Source organism: Roseibium sediminis (genome assembly GCF_008711325.1).
In the GTDB taxonomy this organism is placed as follows: Bacteria; Pseudomonadota; Alphaproteobacteria; order Rhizobiales; family Stappiaceae; genus Roseibium; species Roseibium sediminis.
The window spans coordinates 50,123-67,908 of sequence record NZ_VXDB01000002.1; the positions used below are offsets into that span (position 1 = coordinate 50,123).

General features: G+C 56.8%; 22 protein-coding genes. 6 read left to right on the forward strand and 16 right to left on the reverse strand.

Annotated elements, in window-relative coordinates; translation table 11 throughout:
* The first annotated feature begins 45 nt into the window (after positions 1 to 45).
* Positions 46 to 771 carry a DUF599 domain-containing protein gene (locus F0155_RS02070; RefSeq protein ID WP_150522821.1) on the forward strand — a complete coding sequence of 242 codons (726 nt, stop codon included), beginning with the start codon at positions 46 to 48 and terminating at the stop codon, positions 769 to 771.
* On the opposite strand, the gene F0155_RS02075 is transcribed toward F0155_RS02070, so the two are convergent.
* From F0155_RS02075 to F0155_RS02115, 9 genes are all read right to left on the reverse strand, one after another.
* A complete protein-coding gene (locus tag F0155_RS02075; RefSeq protein WP_150522822.1) occupies positions 690 to 1,934 on the reverse strand; it encodes an adenylate/guanylate cyclase domain-containing protein in 1,245 nt (414 codons plus the stop codon). The two genes, F0155_RS02070 and F0155_RS02075, sit on opposite strands and share 82 nt — an antisense overlap.
* Before the next feature lie 131 nt (positions 1,935 to 2,065).
* On the reverse strand, positions 2,066 to 2,860 hold the full coding sequence (locus F0155_RS02080; RefSeq protein ID WP_150522823.1) for a YdcF family protein: 795 nt from the start codon (positions 2,858 to 2,860) through the stop codon (positions 2,066 to 2,068).
* Between the two features lie 153 nt (positions 2,861 to 3,013).
* The gene (locus tag F0155_RS02085) at positions 3,014 to 3,628 is read right to left on the reverse strand and encodes an ATP-dependent Clp protease proteolytic subunit (RefSeq protein WP_150522824.1); all 615 of its coding nucleotides are present in this window, start codon (positions 3,626 to 3,628) and stop codon (positions 3,014 to 3,016) included.
* Positions 3,629 to 3,792: 164 nt separating this feature from the next.
* Positions 3,793 to 4,635: an adenylate/guanylate cyclase domain-containing protein gene (locus F0155_RS02090; protein ID WP_150522825.1), complete on the reverse strand. Its 843-nt coding sequence runs from the start codon at positions 4,633 to 4,635 to the stop codon at positions 3,793 to 3,795.
* A 367-nt stretch (positions 4,636 to 5,002) separates the two neighbouring features.
* Positions 5,003 to 5,422, reverse strand: a complete 420-nt coding sequence (locus F0155_RS02095; RefSeq protein ID WP_150522826.1) for an ACT domain-containing protein — start codon at positions 5,420 to 5,422, stop codon at positions 5,003 to 5,005.
* A 20-nt stretch (positions 5,423 to 5,442) separates the two neighbouring features.
* Entirely contained in the window at positions 5,443 to 5,829 is a 387-nt protein-coding gene (locus F0155_RS02100) for a cupin domain-containing protein (protein ID WP_150522827.1), read from the reverse strand.
* Positions 5,826 to 6,797, reverse strand: coding sequence for an agmatinase (gene speB, locus F0155_RS02105; RefSeq protein WP_150522828.1), 972 nt, complete (start codon positions 6,795 to 6,797; stop codon positions 5,826 to 5,828). Before speB ends, F0155_RS02100 begins: the two co-directional genes overlap by 4 nt.
* Positions 6,798 to 6,893: 96 nt before the next feature.
* Positions 6,894 to 7,394 (reverse strand): SRPBCC family protein, encoded by a 501-nt coding sequence (locus tag F0155_RS02110; RefSeq protein WP_150522829.1) that lies wholly within the window; start codon positions 7,392 to 7,394, stop codon positions 6,894 to 6,896.
* Positions 7,391 to 7,771, reverse strand: coding sequence for an ArsR/SmtB family transcription factor (locus F0155_RS02115; RefSeq protein WP_150522830.1), 381 nt, complete (start codon positions 7,769 to 7,771; stop codon positions 7,391 to 7,393). Before F0155_RS02115 ends, F0155_RS02110 begins: the two co-directional genes overlap by 4 nt.
* Before the next feature lie 148 nt (positions 7,772 to 7,919).
* On the opposite strand from F0155_RS02115, the gene F0155_RS02120 reads away from it, so the two are divergent.
* Positions 7,920 to 8,522: a periplasmic heavy metal sensor gene (locus F0155_RS02120; RefSeq protein WP_150522831.1), complete on the forward strand. Its 603-nt coding sequence runs from the start codon at positions 7,920 to 7,922 to the stop codon at positions 8,520 to 8,522.
* A 593-nt stretch (positions 8,523 to 9,115) separates the two neighbouring features.
* On the opposite strand, the gene F0155_RS02125 is transcribed toward F0155_RS02120, so the two are convergent.
* From F0155_RS02125 to F0155_RS02150, 6 genes are all read right to left on the reverse strand, one after another.
* Entirely contained in the window at positions 9,116 to 9,919 is an 804-nt protein-coding gene (locus F0155_RS02125; RefSeq protein WP_150522832.1) for a hypothetical protein, read from the reverse strand.
* A 155-nt stretch (positions 9,920 to 10,074) separates the two neighbouring features.
* Complete coding sequence (locus tag F0155_RS02130) at positions 10,075 to 11,247, reverse strand: isovaleryl-CoA dehydrogenase (protein WP_150522833.1); 1,173 nt, start codon at positions 11,245 to 11,247, stop codon at positions 10,075 to 10,077.
* A gap of 18 nt (positions 11,248 to 11,265) precedes the next feature.
* Complete coding sequence (locus F0155_RS02135) at positions 11,266 to 11,712, reverse strand: GNAT family N-acetyltransferase (RefSeq protein WP_150522834.1); 447 nt, start codon at positions 11,710 to 11,712, stop codon at positions 11,266 to 11,268.
* An 89-nt stretch (positions 11,713 to 11,801) separates the two neighbouring features.
* Positions 11,802 to 12,245, reverse strand: a complete 444-nt coding sequence (locus F0155_RS02140) for a PaaI family thioesterase (protein WP_150522835.1) — start codon at positions 12,243 to 12,245, stop codon at positions 11,802 to 11,804.
* On the reverse strand, positions 12,245 to 12,646 hold the full coding sequence (locus tag F0155_RS02145; protein WP_150522836.1) for a MerR family transcriptional regulator: 402 nt from the start codon (positions 12,644 to 12,646) through the stop codon (positions 12,245 to 12,247). The genes F0155_RS02140 and F0155_RS02145 overlap by 1 nt, the downstream gene beginning before the upstream one ends.
* Before the next feature lie 86 nt (positions 12,647 to 12,732).
* Entirely contained in the window at positions 12,733 to 13,443 is a 711-nt protein-coding gene (locus F0155_RS02150) for a glycoside hydrolase family 25 protein (RefSeq protein ID WP_150522837.1), read from the reverse strand.
* Between the two features lie 203 nt (positions 13,444 to 13,646).
* Here F0155_RS02150 and F0155_RS23865 point away from each other — a divergent pair, with 203 nt between their 5' ends.
* Together F0155_RS23865 and F0155_RS02160 are read left to right on the forward strand one after the other, a co-directional pair.
* Complete coding sequence (locus F0155_RS23865; protein ID WP_192913736.1) at positions 13,647 to 14,285, forward strand: MarR family winged helix-turn-helix transcriptional regulator; 639 nt, start codon at positions 13,647 to 13,649, stop codon at positions 14,283 to 14,285.
* A gap of 250 nt (positions 14,286 to 14,535) precedes the next feature.
* Positions 14,536 to 16,386: an amidohydrolase gene (locus F0155_RS02160; RefSeq protein WP_150522839.1), complete on the forward strand. Its 1,851-nt coding sequence runs from the start codon at positions 14,536 to 14,538 to the stop codon at positions 16,384 to 16,386.
* Positions 16,387 to 16,465: 79 nt separating this feature from the next.
* Here the strand turns inward: F0155_RS02160 and F0155_RS02165 are convergent, their stop codons facing one another.
* Positions 16,466 to 17,059 carry a TetR/AcrR family transcriptional regulator gene (locus tag F0155_RS02165; protein WP_150522840.1) on the reverse strand — a complete coding sequence of 198 codons (594 nt, stop codon included), beginning with the start codon at positions 17,057 to 17,059 and terminating at the stop codon, positions 16,466 to 16,468.
* Positions 17,060 to 17,134: 75 nt separating this feature from the next.
* Between F0155_RS02165 and F0155_RS02170 the strand changes: the two genes are divergently transcribed.
* Positions 17,135 to 17,434, forward strand: coding sequence for a DUF1330 domain-containing protein (locus tag F0155_RS02170; protein WP_150522841.1), 300 nt, complete (start codon positions 17,135 to 17,137; stop codon positions 17,432 to 17,434).
* 23 nt (positions 17,435 to 17,457) lie between these two features.
* Positions 17,458 to 17,781: a TfoX/Sxy family protein gene (locus F0155_RS02175; RefSeq protein WP_150522842.1), complete on the forward strand. Its 324-nt coding sequence runs from the start codon at positions 17,458 to 17,460 to the stop codon at positions 17,779 to 17,781.
* Positions 17,782 to 17,786 lie beyond the last annotated feature (5 nt).

Consider the following 17,786-nt stretch of genomic DNA (forward strand, 5'->3'; position numbering starts at 1 on the left):
CAAACGTCATCCTCGCCCTGATTCTCGTTGGAATGTGACATCGCAATGTTCGACGCCCTCACCGTTCACGACACACTTGCCGTCATCTGGTTCCTGTTCGCCTGGATCGGGTTCAACCTGCTCGTCGACATCAGCCCGTTGCACAAGAAGACCCTGTCGCACGCCATGGATGTGCATCGTCGCCAATGGATGGTGGCCATGGCACACCGGGAAGTGCGGATCATGGACACGGCGATCATTGCTGGTCTGCAGCAAGGAACAGCATTCTTCGCCTCCACCTCGCTGCTGGCCATCGGCGGCAGCTTTGCGCTTCTGGATTCGCCCGACACGATCCAGCGCGTTGCCGGAGATTTGTCGATCCCGGTCGAAATGAGCCGAACTCTCTGGGAAATCAAGGTTTTAGGTCTGATGATGATCCTGGCCTATGCCTTCTTCAAATTCGGCTGGGCCTATCGTCTCTTCAACTATGCCAGCATCATCATGGGATCCGTACCAGAGCGGGGCACACTGCCCCAGGAACAGGTTGATGATGCCGCCGCGCGGGCAGCAGACCTCAATGTTCTGGCCGGGCGGCATTTCAACCGTGGCCAACGCGCCTTCTTCTTCGCGATCGCGTTTCTGGGCTGGTTTGCCGGGCCGTTCATCTTTTCGCTGACGACCCTTGCTGTTCTGCTTGTCCTGCTGCGCCGTCAGTTCACGTCCCGGGCCAGAACCGCTGCGCTTTCCGGACAGAACCTGATGTCGCCACCGGCCAGGAGTTCCGGCGAATAGACATTCACCGGGTCAGCAAAACCCTTCACCTGATAGGTGCCGAAATGCCCGCTTCGGCATCTCATAACGTCGGCAAGGGCGTCGGTCACGAGTATGCGCGCATCGAGGTCCTTGGCGAGTTCCGCAATGCGGGATGCCAGATTGACGACGGGCCCGATCACGGTGAAATCAAGACGACTGTCGCCGCCCACATTCCCGAAGAACACGTCTCCTGCATGCAGCGCGATGCCCGCCTTCATGGCAGGCGTTTCGTCGCAACTGTTTGCCTCGTTAAACGCCTCAAATCGCGCCGTTGAGTCCCGCGCCGCCAGAAGTGCCCGAACCGCAGCGTCCTGCGCCTCCTCCCCGTTTTCATAGGGGAAAATTGCCAGAACCTCGTCTCCGATAAACTTCAGAACCTCTCCTCCGTTTTCTTCGACAGACCGTGTGACAGCCCCGAAATAGGCATTGAGGAACGGAATGAGTTTGTCGGGTGGAAGCGTATTCGAAATGGGCGTGAAGTCGCGCAGATCCACAAAGCAGACGACGGCTGAAATCCACTCACCCTCGCCGCGCTCGATGCGGCCATCAAGCACGCGCTTGCCCGCGCGCGGGCCCACATAGGTGTCCAGCAATGTTTCGGCGGTACGCCGCAGCGTCTTCAGTTCGCAGATCATGGCGACAGGACGCAGAATGGACTCAAACACATGGATGTCCGACGTGCGAAACCCGCCTTCGGCCTTTGTGGCAAAGGTCATTGCCTTGATCGAACCATCCGAAAAATGCAGAGGCAGGGCCACATAGTCCGTATAGCCTTCCGCCCGGAGGTCCGGCACGATGCCATATTCGTTGCCGGTGGGTTCTGGAGGGATTGGACAATGAAGCGTCGCCTTGGTGTCGTGGACGACCTTCAACGGGCTCTTTTCGTATTCTTCCTCAATGTCATCGGACGCAAGGTAGCGGCGAAGTTCCTCCACCCCATCCGATGTCCAGATCGCCGCTTCCGCCCGTACCAACGGATGCAGGATTCGAATGGCCGTCGTGGCCCGGTCGATGGCTATGCCGTGGCCAACCAGCTTGCGGGCCAAAGCTGCAATCAGTCCCTGACTGTCCGTGTGCGCAAGGGCGTCGGTATAAAGCCAGTGGACGAGGTCGGCGGCGACCAGTGGGGCTTCCAGGGCCATGTCAGGTTCCAAATGCAAGTGATTTGTCTTCCACCTCATATGGGTGCACTGCAATATATTTTCACCCCGCGTGGCTCGAGAAAGTCACCCGACACACAGATTTGCGCTAGGGCGTTCAAGGGGCCCTGCCGTCAGGGCGCAGGGAAGAGGGCTGTGCTGCGCCCTGTGGCATAATAGACGATCAGGCCGATCCACTCCTTGACGGCGATGTCCGTGCGCTTGAGCCCTTCTGCGACACCGACAAACCATCTCTTGGTGTCCTGCGGACCGCGGGTCCTGTGATCGACCGGATAGGGAATGATGCCAGTCCAGCCAGCGGCCTCAAACACGCCCACCGACCGGGGCATGTGATAGGCGGACGTCACCAGCAGCCACTTCTGCCCTTCCTTCGGTTCCAGCATGGTTTTGGTCAGCGTTGCATTTTCCCAAGTGTTGCGCGCCTTATCCTCGAGCACGATCCGCTCGCGCTCTATTCCAAAGGACAGGAAGATCGGCAGCACGCCTTCCGCTTCCGACGTGCCGGACCCAAGCAGAAGCCCCTCGCCGCCCGTATGTGCCACACGGGCGTTCGGAAACCTGCGGGCAAGCTCTGCCACAGTGACAACCCGTTCTGCAGAGGAGTTCAGCGCAGTCAACGGCCTGGAGCCGGTAACAACCGTATCAATCGCCCCACCCAAAACAATGATGCCGTCGATCTCGCCGATGTCGGTGGGCGTCGGGAATCGGTCTTCCAGCGGCTGCATGAGCATGTTGCCCAGCGGGCCGAGACCGAATGCCAAGAACCCGATAAATGCCAGCAACACGAAGTGTCGCCCGGCCCTGTCACGTTTCGTGAACAGAAGAAAGAGGCCCAACCCAAGCAGGATCAGCAGGAAATTGGACGGGCGAATGATGAAAAAGACGACCTTGGACAGGGCAAAGAACAAAACACCGGCTCCGCTTGTGGCTTGTCGGGATGTAATACCAACCTCAAAAGACAAGAACTTGGCAAAAGCGTGTCCGCACGTCATGCAGCCCGATACAAAAAACACCGGCCTGTTTCCAGACCGGTGTTTGGTATTCGAAGGCGCAGGGTCGGTTTAGCCGAGTTCGCTGACGTTCGTCACGACCTTGCCAACCAGACCGTAGACGATCCCTTCTTCCGGGCTCATCCAGTAGTCGCGGTCCGTGTCCTTTTCGATGCGCTCGATCGGCTGACCGGTTGCATCTGCAAAGATGTGGTTCAGGCGATCACGCATCTTGATGATTTCCTTGGCCTGGATCTCGATGTCGGTCGCCATGCCACCTGCACCGCCTGACGGTTGATGCAGAAGGAAACGGGTGTTCGGGGTGCACAGGCGCTGTTCCTTGGGAACTGAGACATAGATCAGCGCGCCGGCGCTTGCGACCCAGCCCATGCCCAGAATGCGAACTTCCGGTGCGATGAACTTGATCGTGTCATGAATCATGTCGCCAGATTCAACGTGGCCTCCCGGAGAGGAAACGATGACGGTGATCGGATCGTTGGAAACCTGGGCCAGAGCAAGAAGACGGGAACAAACATCCCGCGCCAGCTCCTGCGTAATCGGGCCGGTGATCAGAACGGTCCGGGATTCAAACAGGTGCTTGTCGACCGGCACGGACTGCGGGGTCTTGGTCTTGTCGTCCTCGTCATCATCGAGGCGGGCGGGCACCGGTGTTGTATAGTCTTTCATGCGCGGGAAAAACTCCGTTGACTTTTGAAGAGCGCCGGGTGGACCGGCATTCGGTGAACCTTGCGTTCATGTTTAGGCGATGACGGCGCGGCTCGCAAATGGAGAAACGTTCTTAGACGCAAAAGAGTTACCAGCCCGCCAACATTGACGTAATCTTGCACAAGTTATTCAGTCGATTTGTTCGCCTCTGGCATTTCGTCTTCCCTTTTCCCGACGAAAAGGTGCCATGCCAGCATGACGGCAAATGGGAGTGAGGGCCAGACGAACCAGAGGTCCGCAAGGCCATCGGTCAAAAGATTGATGGTGAAAAAGAAGCCAATCATGAAAATCGGTACCCGGACCTTGCGCGGCTGAGCAGCCAGCCAGGCGCGCGCCTGTTCAAGGCCGTTCCTCGTCCGAGAAACGTCCGGATCTCCGGCTGATTGCGCGTTACCCGCCCCGCCGTCGAAACCGTCACCAACTGCTACCGCTTCCGGCTCGTTGCGTCCGCCCAGGCGCACGGCATAGGTTTCCACCGGCTCGGAGACATTCTTGACCGACTGCAGGCCACGCGGATCGAACCCGACAGCCAGCTTGTTGCGCACCTGATCATAGACCGACTGGGACAGCATTATGCCGCCGGTCGGTGCCAGTTCCTGAAGACGGGCAGCAACATTCACGCCATCGCCATAGATATCGTCGCCCTCGACCATCAGGTCGCCAAGGTTGAGGCCGATCCGGAATTCCATCTTCTGGCTGTCGGGCAGGTCTGCGTTTCGGTGGGACAGTTCGGTCTGGATTTCGACCGCGCATTGCACAGCCTCGATCACCGATCCGAATTCAATGATAACCGCATCGCCCCACGTGTTGACGATCCGGCCGTCATGGCGCTCGGTCAGGGCAGACATGATGTCCCGATAGGCCTTGAGACGGTTCAAGGTTCCGTCTTCGTCCTGCTCCATCAGCCGCGAATAGTGTGCGACATCCGCACACATGACGGCCGCTAGGCGCCGCTTGGCCCGTTGCATATCCCTGCCCTTTGCTCCGTGTTCCTTAGGAATGGGAATGATCGGCCTCAATTGCAATGTTTGAGGCACAAATGGGGATGATTCCCTGTGAAGTTTTTGGAACTCTGAGAGGTCATTTGCCTTAGCAGAAGCTAATGAATTCCGAGGACATGATTTCACACAACGAAACATCCAAGATCAAAAGCAATAACCCTATAGTCGACAAACCGACGAACATCGACACACCGATAAATACAAACCACGACACAAGAAATCTAAGAGGTTGATTTAAATCACGTTTATTTAAAACCGACTGAACACGAGAAAAAATGTAAAAGATAATAACAGCAACAATAATCAAAAAGACCAAAAACGAAGCACCCATATTCTATCTCTCAATGTATTTTTTGCTCTGAGCCAGCTGCTCAAGAACCCGAACAGCCTTGTCGGCGTCCCTTGCGGCGACAAAGATATGATCGTGAAAATATCCTGCGATGACATTGGCCGATATATCGGCCTTGCCCAGCGCGGTTGAAAAGGCTGCGGTCAGGCCAACGGCTTCCAGGGCCGAGTGGATTTGAAGTGTGATGCGTTTGAACTGTGGCAGGCCGGTCTGGCCCAGCGCTTCGGCAGCCTGCGGCGTCAGGATCGCGGTTAGCCCCTCCGCTTCGTGAAACAGCCCGACCGGATCATGCGCGGCAAGGTCCGCCATCGACGTCTTTTCGAAGGTGCAAAAGACATAGGGCTGCGCGTCAAGCTCAGGACGCATGCCGGAAATCAGCTTTTGCAGATTTGTTTCGCCTGCCACTTATTGCTCCTTAGGCCCTTTCAGGACGCTGTCGGCTCCCAAACCCCATCGACATAAGTTGCTTCTTCATCTCCCGGCCAAGGTGGCATGGAAATGCAGATGAACTTCAAAGGCGTCGTTCCGGTGCAGCGATACTGAAACGAGGTCCCAACGGGAATATCAATCGAGACACCAGCGACAAGATCCACTGTTTCCTCGCCGTCTCCGTTCCTTCGCCAGATCTGTCCTTGCCCTTCCAGAACATGCCAGAACTCGCTGACCGTGCGGTGCCGGGTCGCGCGGTTGATCTGCCCCGGTGGAACCGTCGAATGGATCATGTTGCCGGTCGGACCATCCATGATGAAGCGAATGTCCGCGCCCGCTGGCGACCTTGCATCCGCCACTGCCCCGAGTTTCGTGGTTTTCATGCGTCGACCTTGGAGACCGAAAGCGCCATGTTGCACAGGATCTCGAACATGATCGACACACCGAGATAGGCCGTTGCGCCGCTTTGGTCAAAGGGCGGCGAGACTTCCACCATATCCGCGCCGACGATATTCACGCCATCCAGCATGCGAGCAACCTGCAGCGCCTGATAGGAATTCGGACCGCCAACTTCCGGTGTTCCCGTTCCCGGCGCATAGGCAGGATCGACGAAATCAATGTCATAGGACACGTAGGTTTCGCCCGTCCCGGCAATTTCCTTCGCCTCCGCCATGACATCCTCCGGGCCGCGGGCATGAAACTCCTCGATCGGGATCACGCGAATGCCGACGGAATCGGCAAAATCACGATCTTCATTGTCATAGGCCGTGCCACGAATGCCGATCTGCACCACGCGTTTGGGATCGAGCAGGCCCTCCTCCACGGCGCGACGGAACGGTGTTCCGTGCGTGTACATCATGCCGCCGAAATAGCTGTGAAAGAGATCCGTGTGGCTGTCGAAATGGATCATGCCGAGCGGCTGGTTCTTGGCAAGCGCCCGCAAGATCGGCAGGGAACAAAGATGATCACCCCCGGCGGTCAGCGGGCGAATGCCCTTTTGCACCAACCGCTCATAATAGGCCGTGATCCGCGCCAAACTGTCGTCAAGGCTCGCCGGATTGGGGCCCACATCCCCCAGATCGGCGCAATTGACCATCTCGAACGGGCGAATGCCTGTTGCGCCATTTTGGGCCCGGATCATGGTGGAGGCGTCCCGCAGCTGGCGCGGCGCATGACGCGGCCCCGGCCTGTTGGTCGTGCCCGCATCCCACGGCGTTCCCACCAGTCCGATCTGAACATCGCCAATCCGCTCGTGTTCCAGCGGGACATGTGGCAGGCGCATGAACGTCGGCACACCGGCAAAACGCGGCAGCTCAAACCCTGAAATCGGATGAAAGAACGGATCGGACAAGGGAGGCTCCTGCAAACAGACAAGGGAATATTTAGGGATACCCTAGCCAGTTCCTGTGCCTGCTTCCAGAAGCGGTTTTCCAAATTGCCATTGAAATCACGCGGCCTGCTGCAGCTCGGCGAGAAGCTCTTCCAAAATGGCCATGCCAGCGGCCCACCCCTTGTCCGCGCCAGAAATGGCACCGGCGAAACAGGTTATCTCCGCGTCGGTCGCCTCATGCGGCACCCAGGTCAGTTTCATGACCGTCTCGTTACCAACTTCTTCGAAGGTCACCGTCGTCAAAAGCACGCGCGGCCAGTCGGGCATCATCGGGTTGGCGGTGACCTCCCATTTGTCATTGGTGCTGGCCATAAGGCAAACCAGTTTCGACGGCTCGTCCACCTCGACATATTCTGTGCGCTGATAGCCCGAGTTGCCACCCATCTTCATTTCGTTGAGCCACAGACCGCCGGGGCGCACATTCAATTCGTGAATGACCGTTTCGACATTGGGGCCATACCAGCGCGCCAAAAGCTCGGGATCTGTCCAGGTTTTCCAGACCAACTCACGCGGGGCCTTGAAGGTTCGCTCCAGCACATATGTCGGCAATTCCCTCATGTTTTCGTTCCCTCCCCTTTGGTGTTGTCCTGAACCTGCTGCAAATCTTCCAGCAGCGTGTCGAGCTGATCGAAACTTCCCGACCAGAATTTTCGAAATTCCTCCAGCCAGGCTACAGCCTCTGCCATCGGGCCCGCCTTCAGGCGCGCAGGTCTCTGGGTGCGGTTGATGCCACGCTCAATCAGCCCCGATCTCTCCAGCACCTTGAGATGCTTCGAGATGGCCGGCTGGCTGATTTTAAACGGCTCGGCAAGCTCATTGACCGTCGCCTCCCCTTGGGCCAACCGCACAAGGATCGCTCTGCGCGTCGGGTCGCTCAGAGCCGCAAACACGGCATCCAGATTTCCGTCCGCTTTTCTATAACCAATCAATTCCATAACCTTATGGTTATATAATGAGTGTGCCCTGTCAAGCGGATATGGCCCGGCTGCAATTTGGCATTACGAAGATTTAATGATGGAATAGTGGCCTGACACACCTGCACCTGCTTTACTTTACGGAATATTTCAACGGGAGGGACAGGCCATGCGCAGCTGCACGGCGATTGCGGGTATTCTTTTGGCAGCGATCACCGCGTTTCCCGCGGGAGCGGATAATAGCGGCGGGCACGGATCACCTGACAAGCCATATGCCGGGTTTGAAAATCGCCAGATCAAGAGCCTATCCGACAGTGATTTGAAGCAGTTGCGCGAGGGCTCCGGTTGGGGCCTGGCGCTGCCTGCAGAACTCAACGGACGCCCCGGCCCCGCGCATTTGCTGGAACTGAAGGACCAGATCGGCCTGACGGGCGATCAGGTGGCTGCCATCGAGGAAATCTATGCGGACATGAAACGCGAGGCCATTGCCGCCGGAGAGCGTTTCATTTCAGCTGAAAAGGCCTTGAGCGTCGCCTTTGAAGCGCCCGACCTTGATAGCGCAAAGCTGGAAGCCCTTCTGCAGGAAGCTGAAGACGCCCGCGCAGCGCTCCGCCTCGTACACCTGAAGCGCCACATCGACACCCCGCCGCTTCTGACCGCGCACCAGATCCAGCGCTATCAGGTCCTGCGCGGCTATGCGTCCGACCCATGCTCCAATGTCCCGGATGGCCATGACGCCGAGATGTGGAAGAAACACAATGGCTGCGGGTGAGTTTTGGTGAACAGCTGAGAGGTTGCGGCTCGAAGGCCGGGACTGCAAAGCGGCGCATTCACGTTTATGCGCTGCCCCGGACTTGATCCGGGGCCTACTCGCCATCACCCGACCTGAGACATCGCTTGGCTTCGGTAGGTCCCGGCTCGGAGGCCGGGACGGCACAGCGGATGGAGAAGTGGCACCCGTCTCCCAGTTCGTCATCCCGGCCAAGCGCAGTGCGAGCCGGGATCGGGGAGCCCCGAACCTCGGAGCATGAGCACCCAACCGTGATCCAGGCTCGCCGATCCCGCGTCAAGCGCGGGATGACGACGGAGCGTTGATGCGGCTTATCACTCCGCAGAAAAGCCTATGGTGGCCAAGGATGCACGACAGCTCCCTCTCCCAGTGGGAGAGGGTTGGGGTGAGGGACTGAAATGCTGCGCATCCATTGAGAGACCGCCTCCCCTCACCCGGCGCGGTGCGCCGACCTCTCCCCATGGGAGAGGTGAATGAGAGAACATTTTCTATTAGCCTGCTACAATAAATTAATTGGTTGGGATCGTAACCGACCGTCGAGTATACAATGTTTTCCGGAAAAGACAGAGACTTACTCATTTTTCGCGCTGACTTTGTCTATATCTCTTTATGTATCCTGCATCCTTGATATCGTCAGCGGGCAATTCCAGCGCACAATTCATAATTGTAGCCATTGAATTATCTGAGAGCTGAAAATCGTTGGTAATAAAGCCGCTGTTCCTTTTCTTGTTTTGATCAAGTCCCTCGAAGAAAGCTTTTAAAAAATCGACAAGAGAGCCCCGTTGACCTGTGATCGCGGCTGCGGTCATTGGGTCAGATGCTGAAATTTCAGCCTCATTTGCATCTCTTGCAAGCTCACATAGGAATTCTGAAAGACTAGGCCAATACTTGCAATCAAAACGAGTAATTAACTTCATCATATCTTCTTGAACCCAAAACTTATACATGTAATTTTCGCGCCCAGCGGCATCGAGAACTAAGCAAATATCGTAGTGAGTATCGCTCGAAACACTCGACTTATTGTTAAGTGACCCGCGCTCATCGATCAACTTCGCTAGCTTCAATGACGTTTCATAGATTTCATCGTTGAGCTGCTTGAGTTTTTTCAGCTCCATCCTTGTTGCTCTAACTTTTTCAGGGTTCCAGAATGCGGCACTTATGAATATCAAATGAAACAACTCAGATATTGCCGTCTGATCCCCGTTTAGTTTTCGATAAATCTCCTCGTATACTGGAACGAGTTCATTCCGCCTTTCCAACAAGCGATGCGCAACTTTATTGCAACTGGCAAGAATACCGTGTGCTGAATTGTAATCTACGTGTTCAATGATGACACGCTCACACTCAAGAACTGCAGACTTAGATTTTTCTACACCCATTCGCTAACCTCCTTTGATCAGCACCTTGATTACCAAGGTGAAATGGACCCCTCAGCACCTGAGTGAAAGAAATTTCATCGTTGCTCGTGTACCCTTTGTATCAATTAGCTAAAAAGGGACCGCGCGGGCCCCTTCTCTCAACACGGATTATTGCCTCAAGCGGTCTTGTTGAAAATCTCGCGGCCGATCAGCATGCGGCGGATTTCCGAGGTTCCCGCGCCGATTTCATAGAGCTTGGCATCACGCAGAAGGCGGCCGGTCGGGTATTCGTTGATATAGCCGTTGCCGCCGAGAAGCTGGATGGCATCGAGGGCCATCTTGGTCGCGTTTTCAGCTGCATAAAGGATCGCACCAGCAGCGTCCTCGCGTGTGGTCTCGCCCCGGTCACAGGCCTGCGCCACGGCATAGACATAGGCCTTGGACGCATTCATGGAGACATACATGTCCGCGACCTTACCCTGCACCAGCTGGAACGTGCCGATGGACTGGCCGAATTGCTTGCGCTCATGGATATAGGGGATCACGATGTCCATTGCCGCCTGCATGATGCCGACGGCACCGGCAGCCAGAACCGCGCGCTCATAATCGAGACCGGACATCAGGACGTTGACGCCCTTGCCGACTTCGCCCAGCACGTTTTCTTCCGGAACTTCGCAATCCTGAAACACCAGTTCGCCGGTTTCAGAGCCGCGCATGCCCAGTTTGTCGAGTTTCTGGGCGACGGAGAAGCCCTTGAACCCCTTCTCGACGAGGAACGCGGTGATGCCTTTCGGGCCCGCGTCCGGATCGGTCTTGGCGTAGATGATCAGCGTGTCGGCAGACGGGCCGTTGGTGATCCACATCTTGTTGCCGTTGAGGATGTAGCGATCCCCCTTCTTTTCGGCCTTCAGCTTCATGGAAACGACGTCGGACCCCGCGCCCGGCTCGGACATTGCCAGCGCGCCCAGATGCTCGCCGGTGACCAGCTTGCCGAGATAGCGCTTCTTCTGGTCTTCACTGCCCCAGCGACGGAGCTGGTTCACACACAGATTGGAATGCGCACCGTAGGACAGGCCGATGGAGGCCGAGGCCCGGCTGACTTCTTCCATGGCAATGCAGTGTTCGAGATAACCAAGGCCGGCCCCGCCCCACTCTTCTTCTACCGTAATGCCATGCAGGCCCATTTCACCCATTTCTGGCCAGAGTTCGCGCGGGAACCAGTCCTCGCGGTCGATCTTTTCGGCCAGCGGCGCAATGCGGTCCTGCGAGAACGAGCGCACGCTGTCGCGCAGCATGTCGGCGGTTTCGCCAAGGTTGAAGTTGAACGCTGGAAAATCGTTGCGGATCATGACAGCTCCTTCTCGCGCTCAAGCGCGGTCATAACAAACGTAAGTTGAGAGGGTTCCGATGCGGTCATAGAGCTGACGCGCACGGGCGTTGTCGCCATTTGTGTGCCAGTAGACCTTGCCGGACGCGCCTGCCTTGGCGTCAGCGGCGGCATAAACGGCCTCGATCAGTTTTCGGCCGGCGCCAGTGCCGCGTGTTTCATCGGTCACGAACAGGTCTTCCAGATAGCATTTCAGCTCTCTGGACCATGTGCTGTGGTGGAAGAGATAGTGAACGAAGCCGACCAGCTTGCCGTTCCTTTCGGCGACCAGACCATTGTGGCCCTCGTCACCCAAAAGACGCTTGAACAGCGTATCGGTCACATCCGACGGCAGGGACACTTCATAAAATGCAAGATAGTCCTGCCACAGCGGCTCCCACGCCGCACGGTCTGATGTCTCGATTGGCCGGATTACGATATCGCTCATAAGTCTGGTTTGCCTGTCTTGTTCTTCAATCAAAAAAGCCCGGCATTTTCAGAAATGGCCGGTTTGAACATTCGTTTCAGGTTCTGCGGTCAGTCCTTCACGCCTTCAACACTCATGAGGGTGAAGAGACCCGTTGCCACATGCACCTGCTCGGCATCGCCGAGGCCATAAACATCTGCCTTGGCGATGGTCAGCGTTCGCCCCGGCTTGATGACCCTTCCGCGAGCGATCAGTGTTTGCTGCCGCGCCGGGTTCAAAAGGTTGATCTTGTACTCGCTGGTCAAGACGCCAAACCCGTCCGCAAACAAGGTTAGCGCCGCAAATCCGGCCGCACTATCGGCCACGGAGGACGTTGCACCGGCATGAAAGAAGCCGTGCTGCTGGGTGAGTTCGCCCTTGAGTTCCATCTCGATATCGACGGCACCGGGCGACACATGGGTCAGCCGCGCCCCCAGATGGTCCATGAACTTCTGCGCCGCGAAGCTGTTGCGGACGCGCTGTTCCCAATTCTGGCTTCTTACTTCAAAAAGCATCAGGCACCTTCCTTGTCGAAGGAGCCACCTATGGCTTCCATGCGCGCCTTTGCACCGGCCTCCACCTCATCCAGTTCGGCCAGTGTCAGTTCGATATCCCGTTGCTTTTCCATCAGTTCGGCGCGGCGATTGGAGATACGCTGCATGAGAAGCCGCAGCTGCCCTGCCTCACCCGGCGCCTTGCCGTACATCTCGATCATTTCACTGATTTCAGCGAGGGAAAAGCCGAGCCGCTTGCCGCGCAGGATCAGCTTGAGGCGAGTTCTGTCTGCCGGACGATACAACCGCTGGCGACCACGACGCTGCGGCGACAAAAGTCCCTGCGCTTCGTAAAACCGAAGCGTGCGGGTCGTGATGTCGAATTCCTGCGTCAGCTGGGTGATTGTGTAAAGTCGCTGCATGCCAACTCCCTGTTGGCGCGACACTCACCGCTTTTTACGTTTTAGTCAATACGTTCTTTTTTGCCAATTATTTTCAATATCTTGCTTCATTTCAAAATTGCATCCAGAGCGACACTTCCATCAAGAACGTTCAGATCAACCTCGCCCTGAATGCCCTTGACCGCCCCTTGCTGGTGATACTGCCAGATCACCCAGTCGCGCACATAGCCGGGTGAATGCCAGAGCGAGCGCGCCCACACGCGGCGGTTCAACCCCTGCCCCTTGATGTAGTCGCAATAAAAGTCGTCCGGCACATAGAGGATAACCTCGCGGCCCAGCGCCTTTTCGATCGTCGTAACAAAGGAACTGACTTCTTTCAGCACCTCCTCCACCGAAGGCCGCCTTGCACAATTTCCGGTATATTCCAGATCAACAACCGGCGGCAGCATCTTGTCGCCGACAGGCAGCACGCTGAGGAAATTTTTCGCCTGCTCGAAGCCGGAACTACACAAGGTGAAGAAGTGATAAGCCCCGCGCGCAAGACCGGCCTCGCCCGCGGCCTTCCAGTTTGTCAAAAACGCCTTGTCGCGAAAGTCCCCGCCCTCGCTGGCTTTCATGTAGGCAAAAGCGACATCGTCTGCGGCAACGCTTTGCCAGTCGATCTCGCCCTGATGATGGGAAACATCAATTCCCCTCAACGGATATGTTCCGCGATCCGGTTCCCACGACATGAAGAAATAGGCCACCCCTGCCAGACACAAAATGCCACCAAGAACAGTGTAGAGTACAAACTTCAGAACGGCGTGAAAGAAACGCATGCAGGCTGCCAATAGAATCGAGTTGGCTCCACCCTACAGGTGAGCTGTTTCCCGAACGTAAAAAATGCCAAATCTGCGCCCTTCCCAACGCTCCACGACAGGGTTTTCCAAAGGCTGACAGAAGCTGTGTATGGCTGACACCGAGCCTTGCAGGCCCATCGCGCGCGATTTATTTTGCAGCGATGGAAAATGATCTGTTTCAAATGTCCCTGCTCGCCGGGCTGGTTCCCGACGACGAGCAAGCCGCGAAAAAGACTGCCAAAAAGGCAAAAGCCGGTAAGGCTGCCAACGGCGACCTTGCAGTGGAAAATTCACAGGCTGCGGCTGATAAGCCCGCTCGCAAGACCCCTGCCGGAAACGGCAAGGCTGCCAAGGCGTCTTCCGAGCCGGATGAAACAGCGGCGGTAGACCCCGTTTCAGGCGTTGATGCCCTTTTGTGCTTTGCGCTTTATTCCGCAAACCATGCGATGAACAAGGTCTACAAACCTCTCCTGAATGAGGTGGGCCTGACCTATCCGCAATATCTTGCGATGACCGTTCTTTGGGAAAAGGACAAGGTTCCGGTCGGCGACCTGACCGAAAAGCTGCAGCTGGAGACCAGCACCATCACGCCCTTGCTCAAGCGCATGGAGACCATGGGTCTCGTCAACCGCGCCCGCAGCAAGAAGGACGAGCGCCAGGTCCGCATTTCCCTGACCAAAAAGGGCAAGGACTTGCAGGCCAAAACCAGTCATTTCCAAAAATCCTTTGCCGATGCTACCGGCCTCTCCTCAAAGGCCTATGCGGACCTTCACAAGAAGGTCCTCGCCTTGCGGGAAACCATGCGGGCTTTCGAAGGCTAGGCAACGCGGACGACTTGTCGCATGCGTAATGTTCCCTAGCGCCCGTTGCGGCGCATCAGCACACTCCCCAATTGCACCGTCAGGCGGTTAACGCTACCGTTGTTGCGTCGTGGTTGAAGTCATTTCTTTCAATCGCGCTCATTGCACTCAGCGGCCCGCCTAACGTCAAGACTTGGCGGTTTCCATTGCGTCGATGCAAGGCGGGCGGGCGGTTTCGCTGCGCCCTTGCGTTCAAACGGGACTATCACTGATGAAATTCTTTCGCTCCTTTTCCTCACCTTCCCGCGCCTTCTCGCTGGCCACACTTGCGGTCGGGTTGCTCGCCTCAAGTTCACTTGCAGCACAAGACTTCGCCGATACGATCTATTCCGGTGGGTCTATCCTGACCATCAACGATGCAGCACCTCGCGCCGAGGCTGTTGCCGTCAAGGATGGGCGCATTCTGGCTGTCGGATCACTGGATCAGGTTCTTGCCACCAAGGGCGAGGCTACGAAGATGGTCGACCTGACCGGCAAAACCATGCTGCCGGGGTTCGTGGACAGCCACGGCCATGTTGTCATGGGCGGCATTCAGGCGCTTTCAGCGAACCTTCTTCCTGCTCCGGATGGCGATGTGAATGACATTGCCGCTCTTCAGGCTACCCTCAGCGGCTGGAAGGACGCCAACAAGGAGACCGTCGACAAGGTCAACATGATCATCGGCTTTGGCTACGACAATGCGCAGCTCAAAGAGCTCCGCCACCCGACCCGACACGATCTTGATGCAGTCTCCACCGACATACCGATCATCATCATCCACCAGTCCGGCCATATTGGCGTTGCCAACACCAAGGCTCTTGAGCTTGCCAAGGTAACTGCCGACACGAAGATTGACGGCGGTGTCTTTCAAAAGGACCCGGACGGATCCCCTTCGGGAGTTATGGAGGAATATGCCTTCTTCAGTGTTCTGATCCCGATGCTTTCGGAACTGGGCGCAGAGGGAACGCTGGCCTTTGCCGAGGCAGGTACCAAGCTTTGGGCCAGTTTCGGCTACACGACCGCTCAGGAAGGGCGGAGTTCGGCGGGCGTTGTTGCAGCGCTCCACACGCTGGCAGATGCTGGCAAGCTGGATATCGATGTCGTTGCTTATCCGGATTATTTCGAGGCCAGAGACTTCATCAAGGAGAATGTCTCCAAGACCTATGACAACCGTGTGCGAGTGGGCGGCGTCAAGCTGACCATCGACGGGTCACCGCAAGGCTTCACCGCTCTGCGGGATCGACCGTACTATGCACCGGTCGGCAACTATCCGGCTGGCTATCACGGGTATTCGGCCATCACGATGGACCAGACCGTTGAGGCCATCAACTGGGCCTACGAGAACGATATCCAGATCCTCACCCACTCCAACGGTGAAGGCGCGTCCGATATGCTGCTGGCCGCCATCGGGCAGGCACAGTCCGTCCATGGCAAGAAACCGACCCGCCCGGTGCTCATTCACGGCCAGTTCCTGCGCGAGGATCAGGTTGACACGATCCAGCGGCTTGGCGTCTTCCCGTCCCTCTTCCCCATGCACACCTTCTATTGGGGAGACTGGCACCGCGACCACACGGTCGGTCCGGTCAATGCCGACAACATCTCTCCGACCGGCTGGGTGCATTCGCGGGGCATGATGTTCGGCTCTCACCATGATGCACCGGTCGCCTTCCCGGACAGCATGCGCATTCTGTCCGCAACAGTGACCCGGCGCACGCGGTCCGGCGATATTCTGGGTCCGGCACAGCGCGTTGACGTGATGACTGCCCTCAAGGCCATGACCATATGGCCGGCCTGGCAGCATTTCGAGGAAGACCAGAAAGGCTCTATCGAAACGGGCAAACTGGCGGATTTCGTGATCCTGTCGAAAGACCCGACGGCCATCAACCCCGAAGACCTTGATACGATCCGCGTTCTCGCCTCGATCAAGGACGACAAGATGATCTACGAGGCTCCAACGGGCCAAAAGCGCGCGGATCTTCAGCCGCTTCCCTTTGTCGCCAATCCCGATGCCGCGCACGAAATGCTGCACGTCCTGCATCATGCCATCGGCGGAAAGCCGGGAGCCGACGTACATCGCCACTGATATCGGCCACGGGGCTACTTTCACAAACACAAAGCCGCTGACACCCGTCAGCGGCTTTTTTCATCTGCACGTCAATCGATCAGGCAGCGAGCGTTTCGCAGTGAATTTGCGCGGCTTTTGCCGCATGGCGGATGACCGGTATCGGAGCCTTTGCCCGGATAAGTACAAAGAGACCCACGACTACGGATGTCAGGAAATCCGCTTCCTGCGAAACATCCACATTCGGCATCAACTGCCCGGCCTTGCGCGCGTTTTTAAGCGCATTAGCAAAGGCTCCTGATAGGCGTTCGAAATATCTTTCGACAAACTTGTCTCCGGACGGATCGTCGGCACCAAACTCCACCGCCGTGTTGCACAAAAGGCAACCGAGCCCCGCTGCCGGTCCATCTGCCGCTTCACCATAAAAGGCGAGCAGATCGAGAATATGCTGCAGGCTAGCATCCGGCTGTTCGAGGGGGCCGAAGCGCAGACTGATCACGTCGTCGTTGTAGCGCTGCAGAGCTGCTTCGAAGAGCCCCTGCTTGCTGCCGAAATCGGAATAGAGGCTGTAGCGACTGACGCCGATACGCTCGACAAGGAGATCGGCAGACGTGCCCGCGTATCCCTTCTCTCGAAACACCTGCATTGCCTTCAGCAGCAATTCTTCCCGGCTATGTGTTTTCCTGCGTCCCATACCAGATCCGATTGACAGTCACGCCTCCTGAATATATCAGAATACTTGTTCTGAAATAAATATGTGAGATTTGCCATGAGCGAAACAGCGACACTTGTTGTGACTGCAACCCCAAATCCGGATGAAATGGCTTCTGTTCAGGACTACCTGAAGAGTGTGATGCCTCTGCTGCTTGAAGCTGGTGGTACACCAGTAAAGCGTTTGAAGGTGAGCGATGTCATCAACGGCCATGCGAGTGCAATGGTGCTGGTGATGGACTTCCCGTCTGCCGATGCAGCCCGTGACCTGTTTTCTTCGCCCGCCTATGGTGATCTGGTTGCCACTCGGGACAAGGGATTTCGGGAAATGAACATCCTTATTACGGGCCCGATGTAGGCCACTGACGAAAGGCAGCCCCAATGGCGGAAGATACGGAATTCACATCCTTCGTGCTCGACCAGCTAAGCGGTTTTGGCACGTTCGAGACCAAGAAGATGTTTGGTGGAACCGCGCTTTTGCGCGACGGGGTTGCCTTCGCCAAGGTCAAGCACGGCTGCCTGTGGCTGAAAGCCGATGACCGAAACAGGGCTGATTTTCAGCAGCGTGACATGCCGCAATACACCTACGGCAAGGACAACAGCCGCAAGCTCAACTTCTTCCAGACACCACCAGACATATTGGAAGACGCGGACGAACTGATCGAGTGGGCCCACAAGGCAAATCTGGCAGCTCAGGGGTCCTGAAGAAA

Coding starts and splice junctions, on each gene's coding strand:
- F0155_RS02070 (WP_150522821.1), top strand. CDS start 46: ATGTTCGACGCCCTCACCGTTCACGACACACTTGCCGTCATCTGGTTC.
- F0155_RS02075 (WP_150522822.1), bottom strand. CDS start 1,934: ATGGCCCTGGAAGCCCCACTGGTCGCCGCCGACCTCGTCCACTGGCTT.
- F0155_RS02085 (WP_150522824.1), bottom strand. CDS start 3,628: ATGAAAGACTATACAACACCGGTGCCCGCCCGCCTCGATGATGACGAG.
- F0155_RS02090 (WP_150522825.1), bottom strand. CDS start 4,635: ATGCAACGGGCCAAGCGGCGCCTAGCGGCCGTCATGTGTGCGGATGTC.
- F0155_RS02100 (WP_150522827.1), bottom strand. CDS start 5,829: ATGAAAACCACGAAACTCGGGGCAGTGGCGGATGCAAGGTCGCCAGCG.
- F0155_RS02110 (WP_150522829.1), bottom strand. CDS start 7,394: ATGAGGGAATTGCCGACATATGTGCTGGAGCGAACCTTCAAGGCCCCG.
- F0155_RS02115 (WP_150522830.1), bottom strand. CDS start 7,771: ATGGAATTGATTGGTTATAGAAAAGCGGACGGAAATCTGGATGCCGTG.
- F0155_RS02120 (WP_150522831.1), top strand. CDS start 7,920: ATGCGCAGCTGCACGGCGATTGCGGGTATTCTTTTGGCAGCGATCACC.
- F0155_RS02125 (WP_150522832.1), bottom strand. CDS start 9,919: ATGGGTGTAGAAAAATCTAAGTCTGCAGTTCTTGAGTGTGAGCGTGTC.
- F0155_RS02130 (WP_150522833.1), bottom strand. CDS start 11,247: ATGATCCGCAACGATTTTCCAGCGTTCAACTTCAACCTTGGCGAAACC.
- F0155_RS02135 (WP_150522834.1), bottom strand. CDS start 11,712: ATGAGCGATATCGTAATCCGGCCAATCGAGACATCAGACCGTGCGGCG.
- F0155_RS02140 (WP_150522835.1), bottom strand. CDS start 12,245: ATGCTTTTTGAAGTAAGAAGCCAGAATTGGGAACAGCGCGTCCGCAAC.
- F0155_RS02145 (WP_150522836.1), bottom strand. CDS start 12,646: ATGCAGCGACTTTACACAATCACCCAGCTGACGCAGGAATTCGACATC.
- F0155_RS02150 (WP_150522837.1), bottom strand. CDS start 13,443: ATGCGTTTCTTTCACGCCGTTCTGAAGTTTGTACTCTACACTGTTCTT.
- F0155_RS23865 (WP_192913736.1), top strand. CDS start 13,647: ATGTCCCTGCTCGCCGGGCTGGTTCCCGACGACGAGCAAGCCGCGAAA.
- F0155_RS02160 (WP_150522839.1), top strand. CDS start 14,536: ATGAAATTCTTTCGCTCCTTTTCCTCACCTTCCCGCGCCTTCTCGCTG.
- F0155_RS02165 (WP_150522840.1), bottom strand. CDS start 17,059: ATGGGACGCAGGAAAACACATAGCCGGGAAGAATTGCTGCTGAAGGCA.
- F0155_RS02170 (WP_150522841.1), top strand. CDS start 17,135: ATGAGCGAAACAGCGACACTTGTTGTGACTGCAACCCCAAATCCGGAT.
- F0155_RS02175 (WP_150522842.1), top strand. CDS start 17,458: ATGGCGGAAGATACGGAATTCACATCCTTCGTGCTCGACCAGCTAAGC.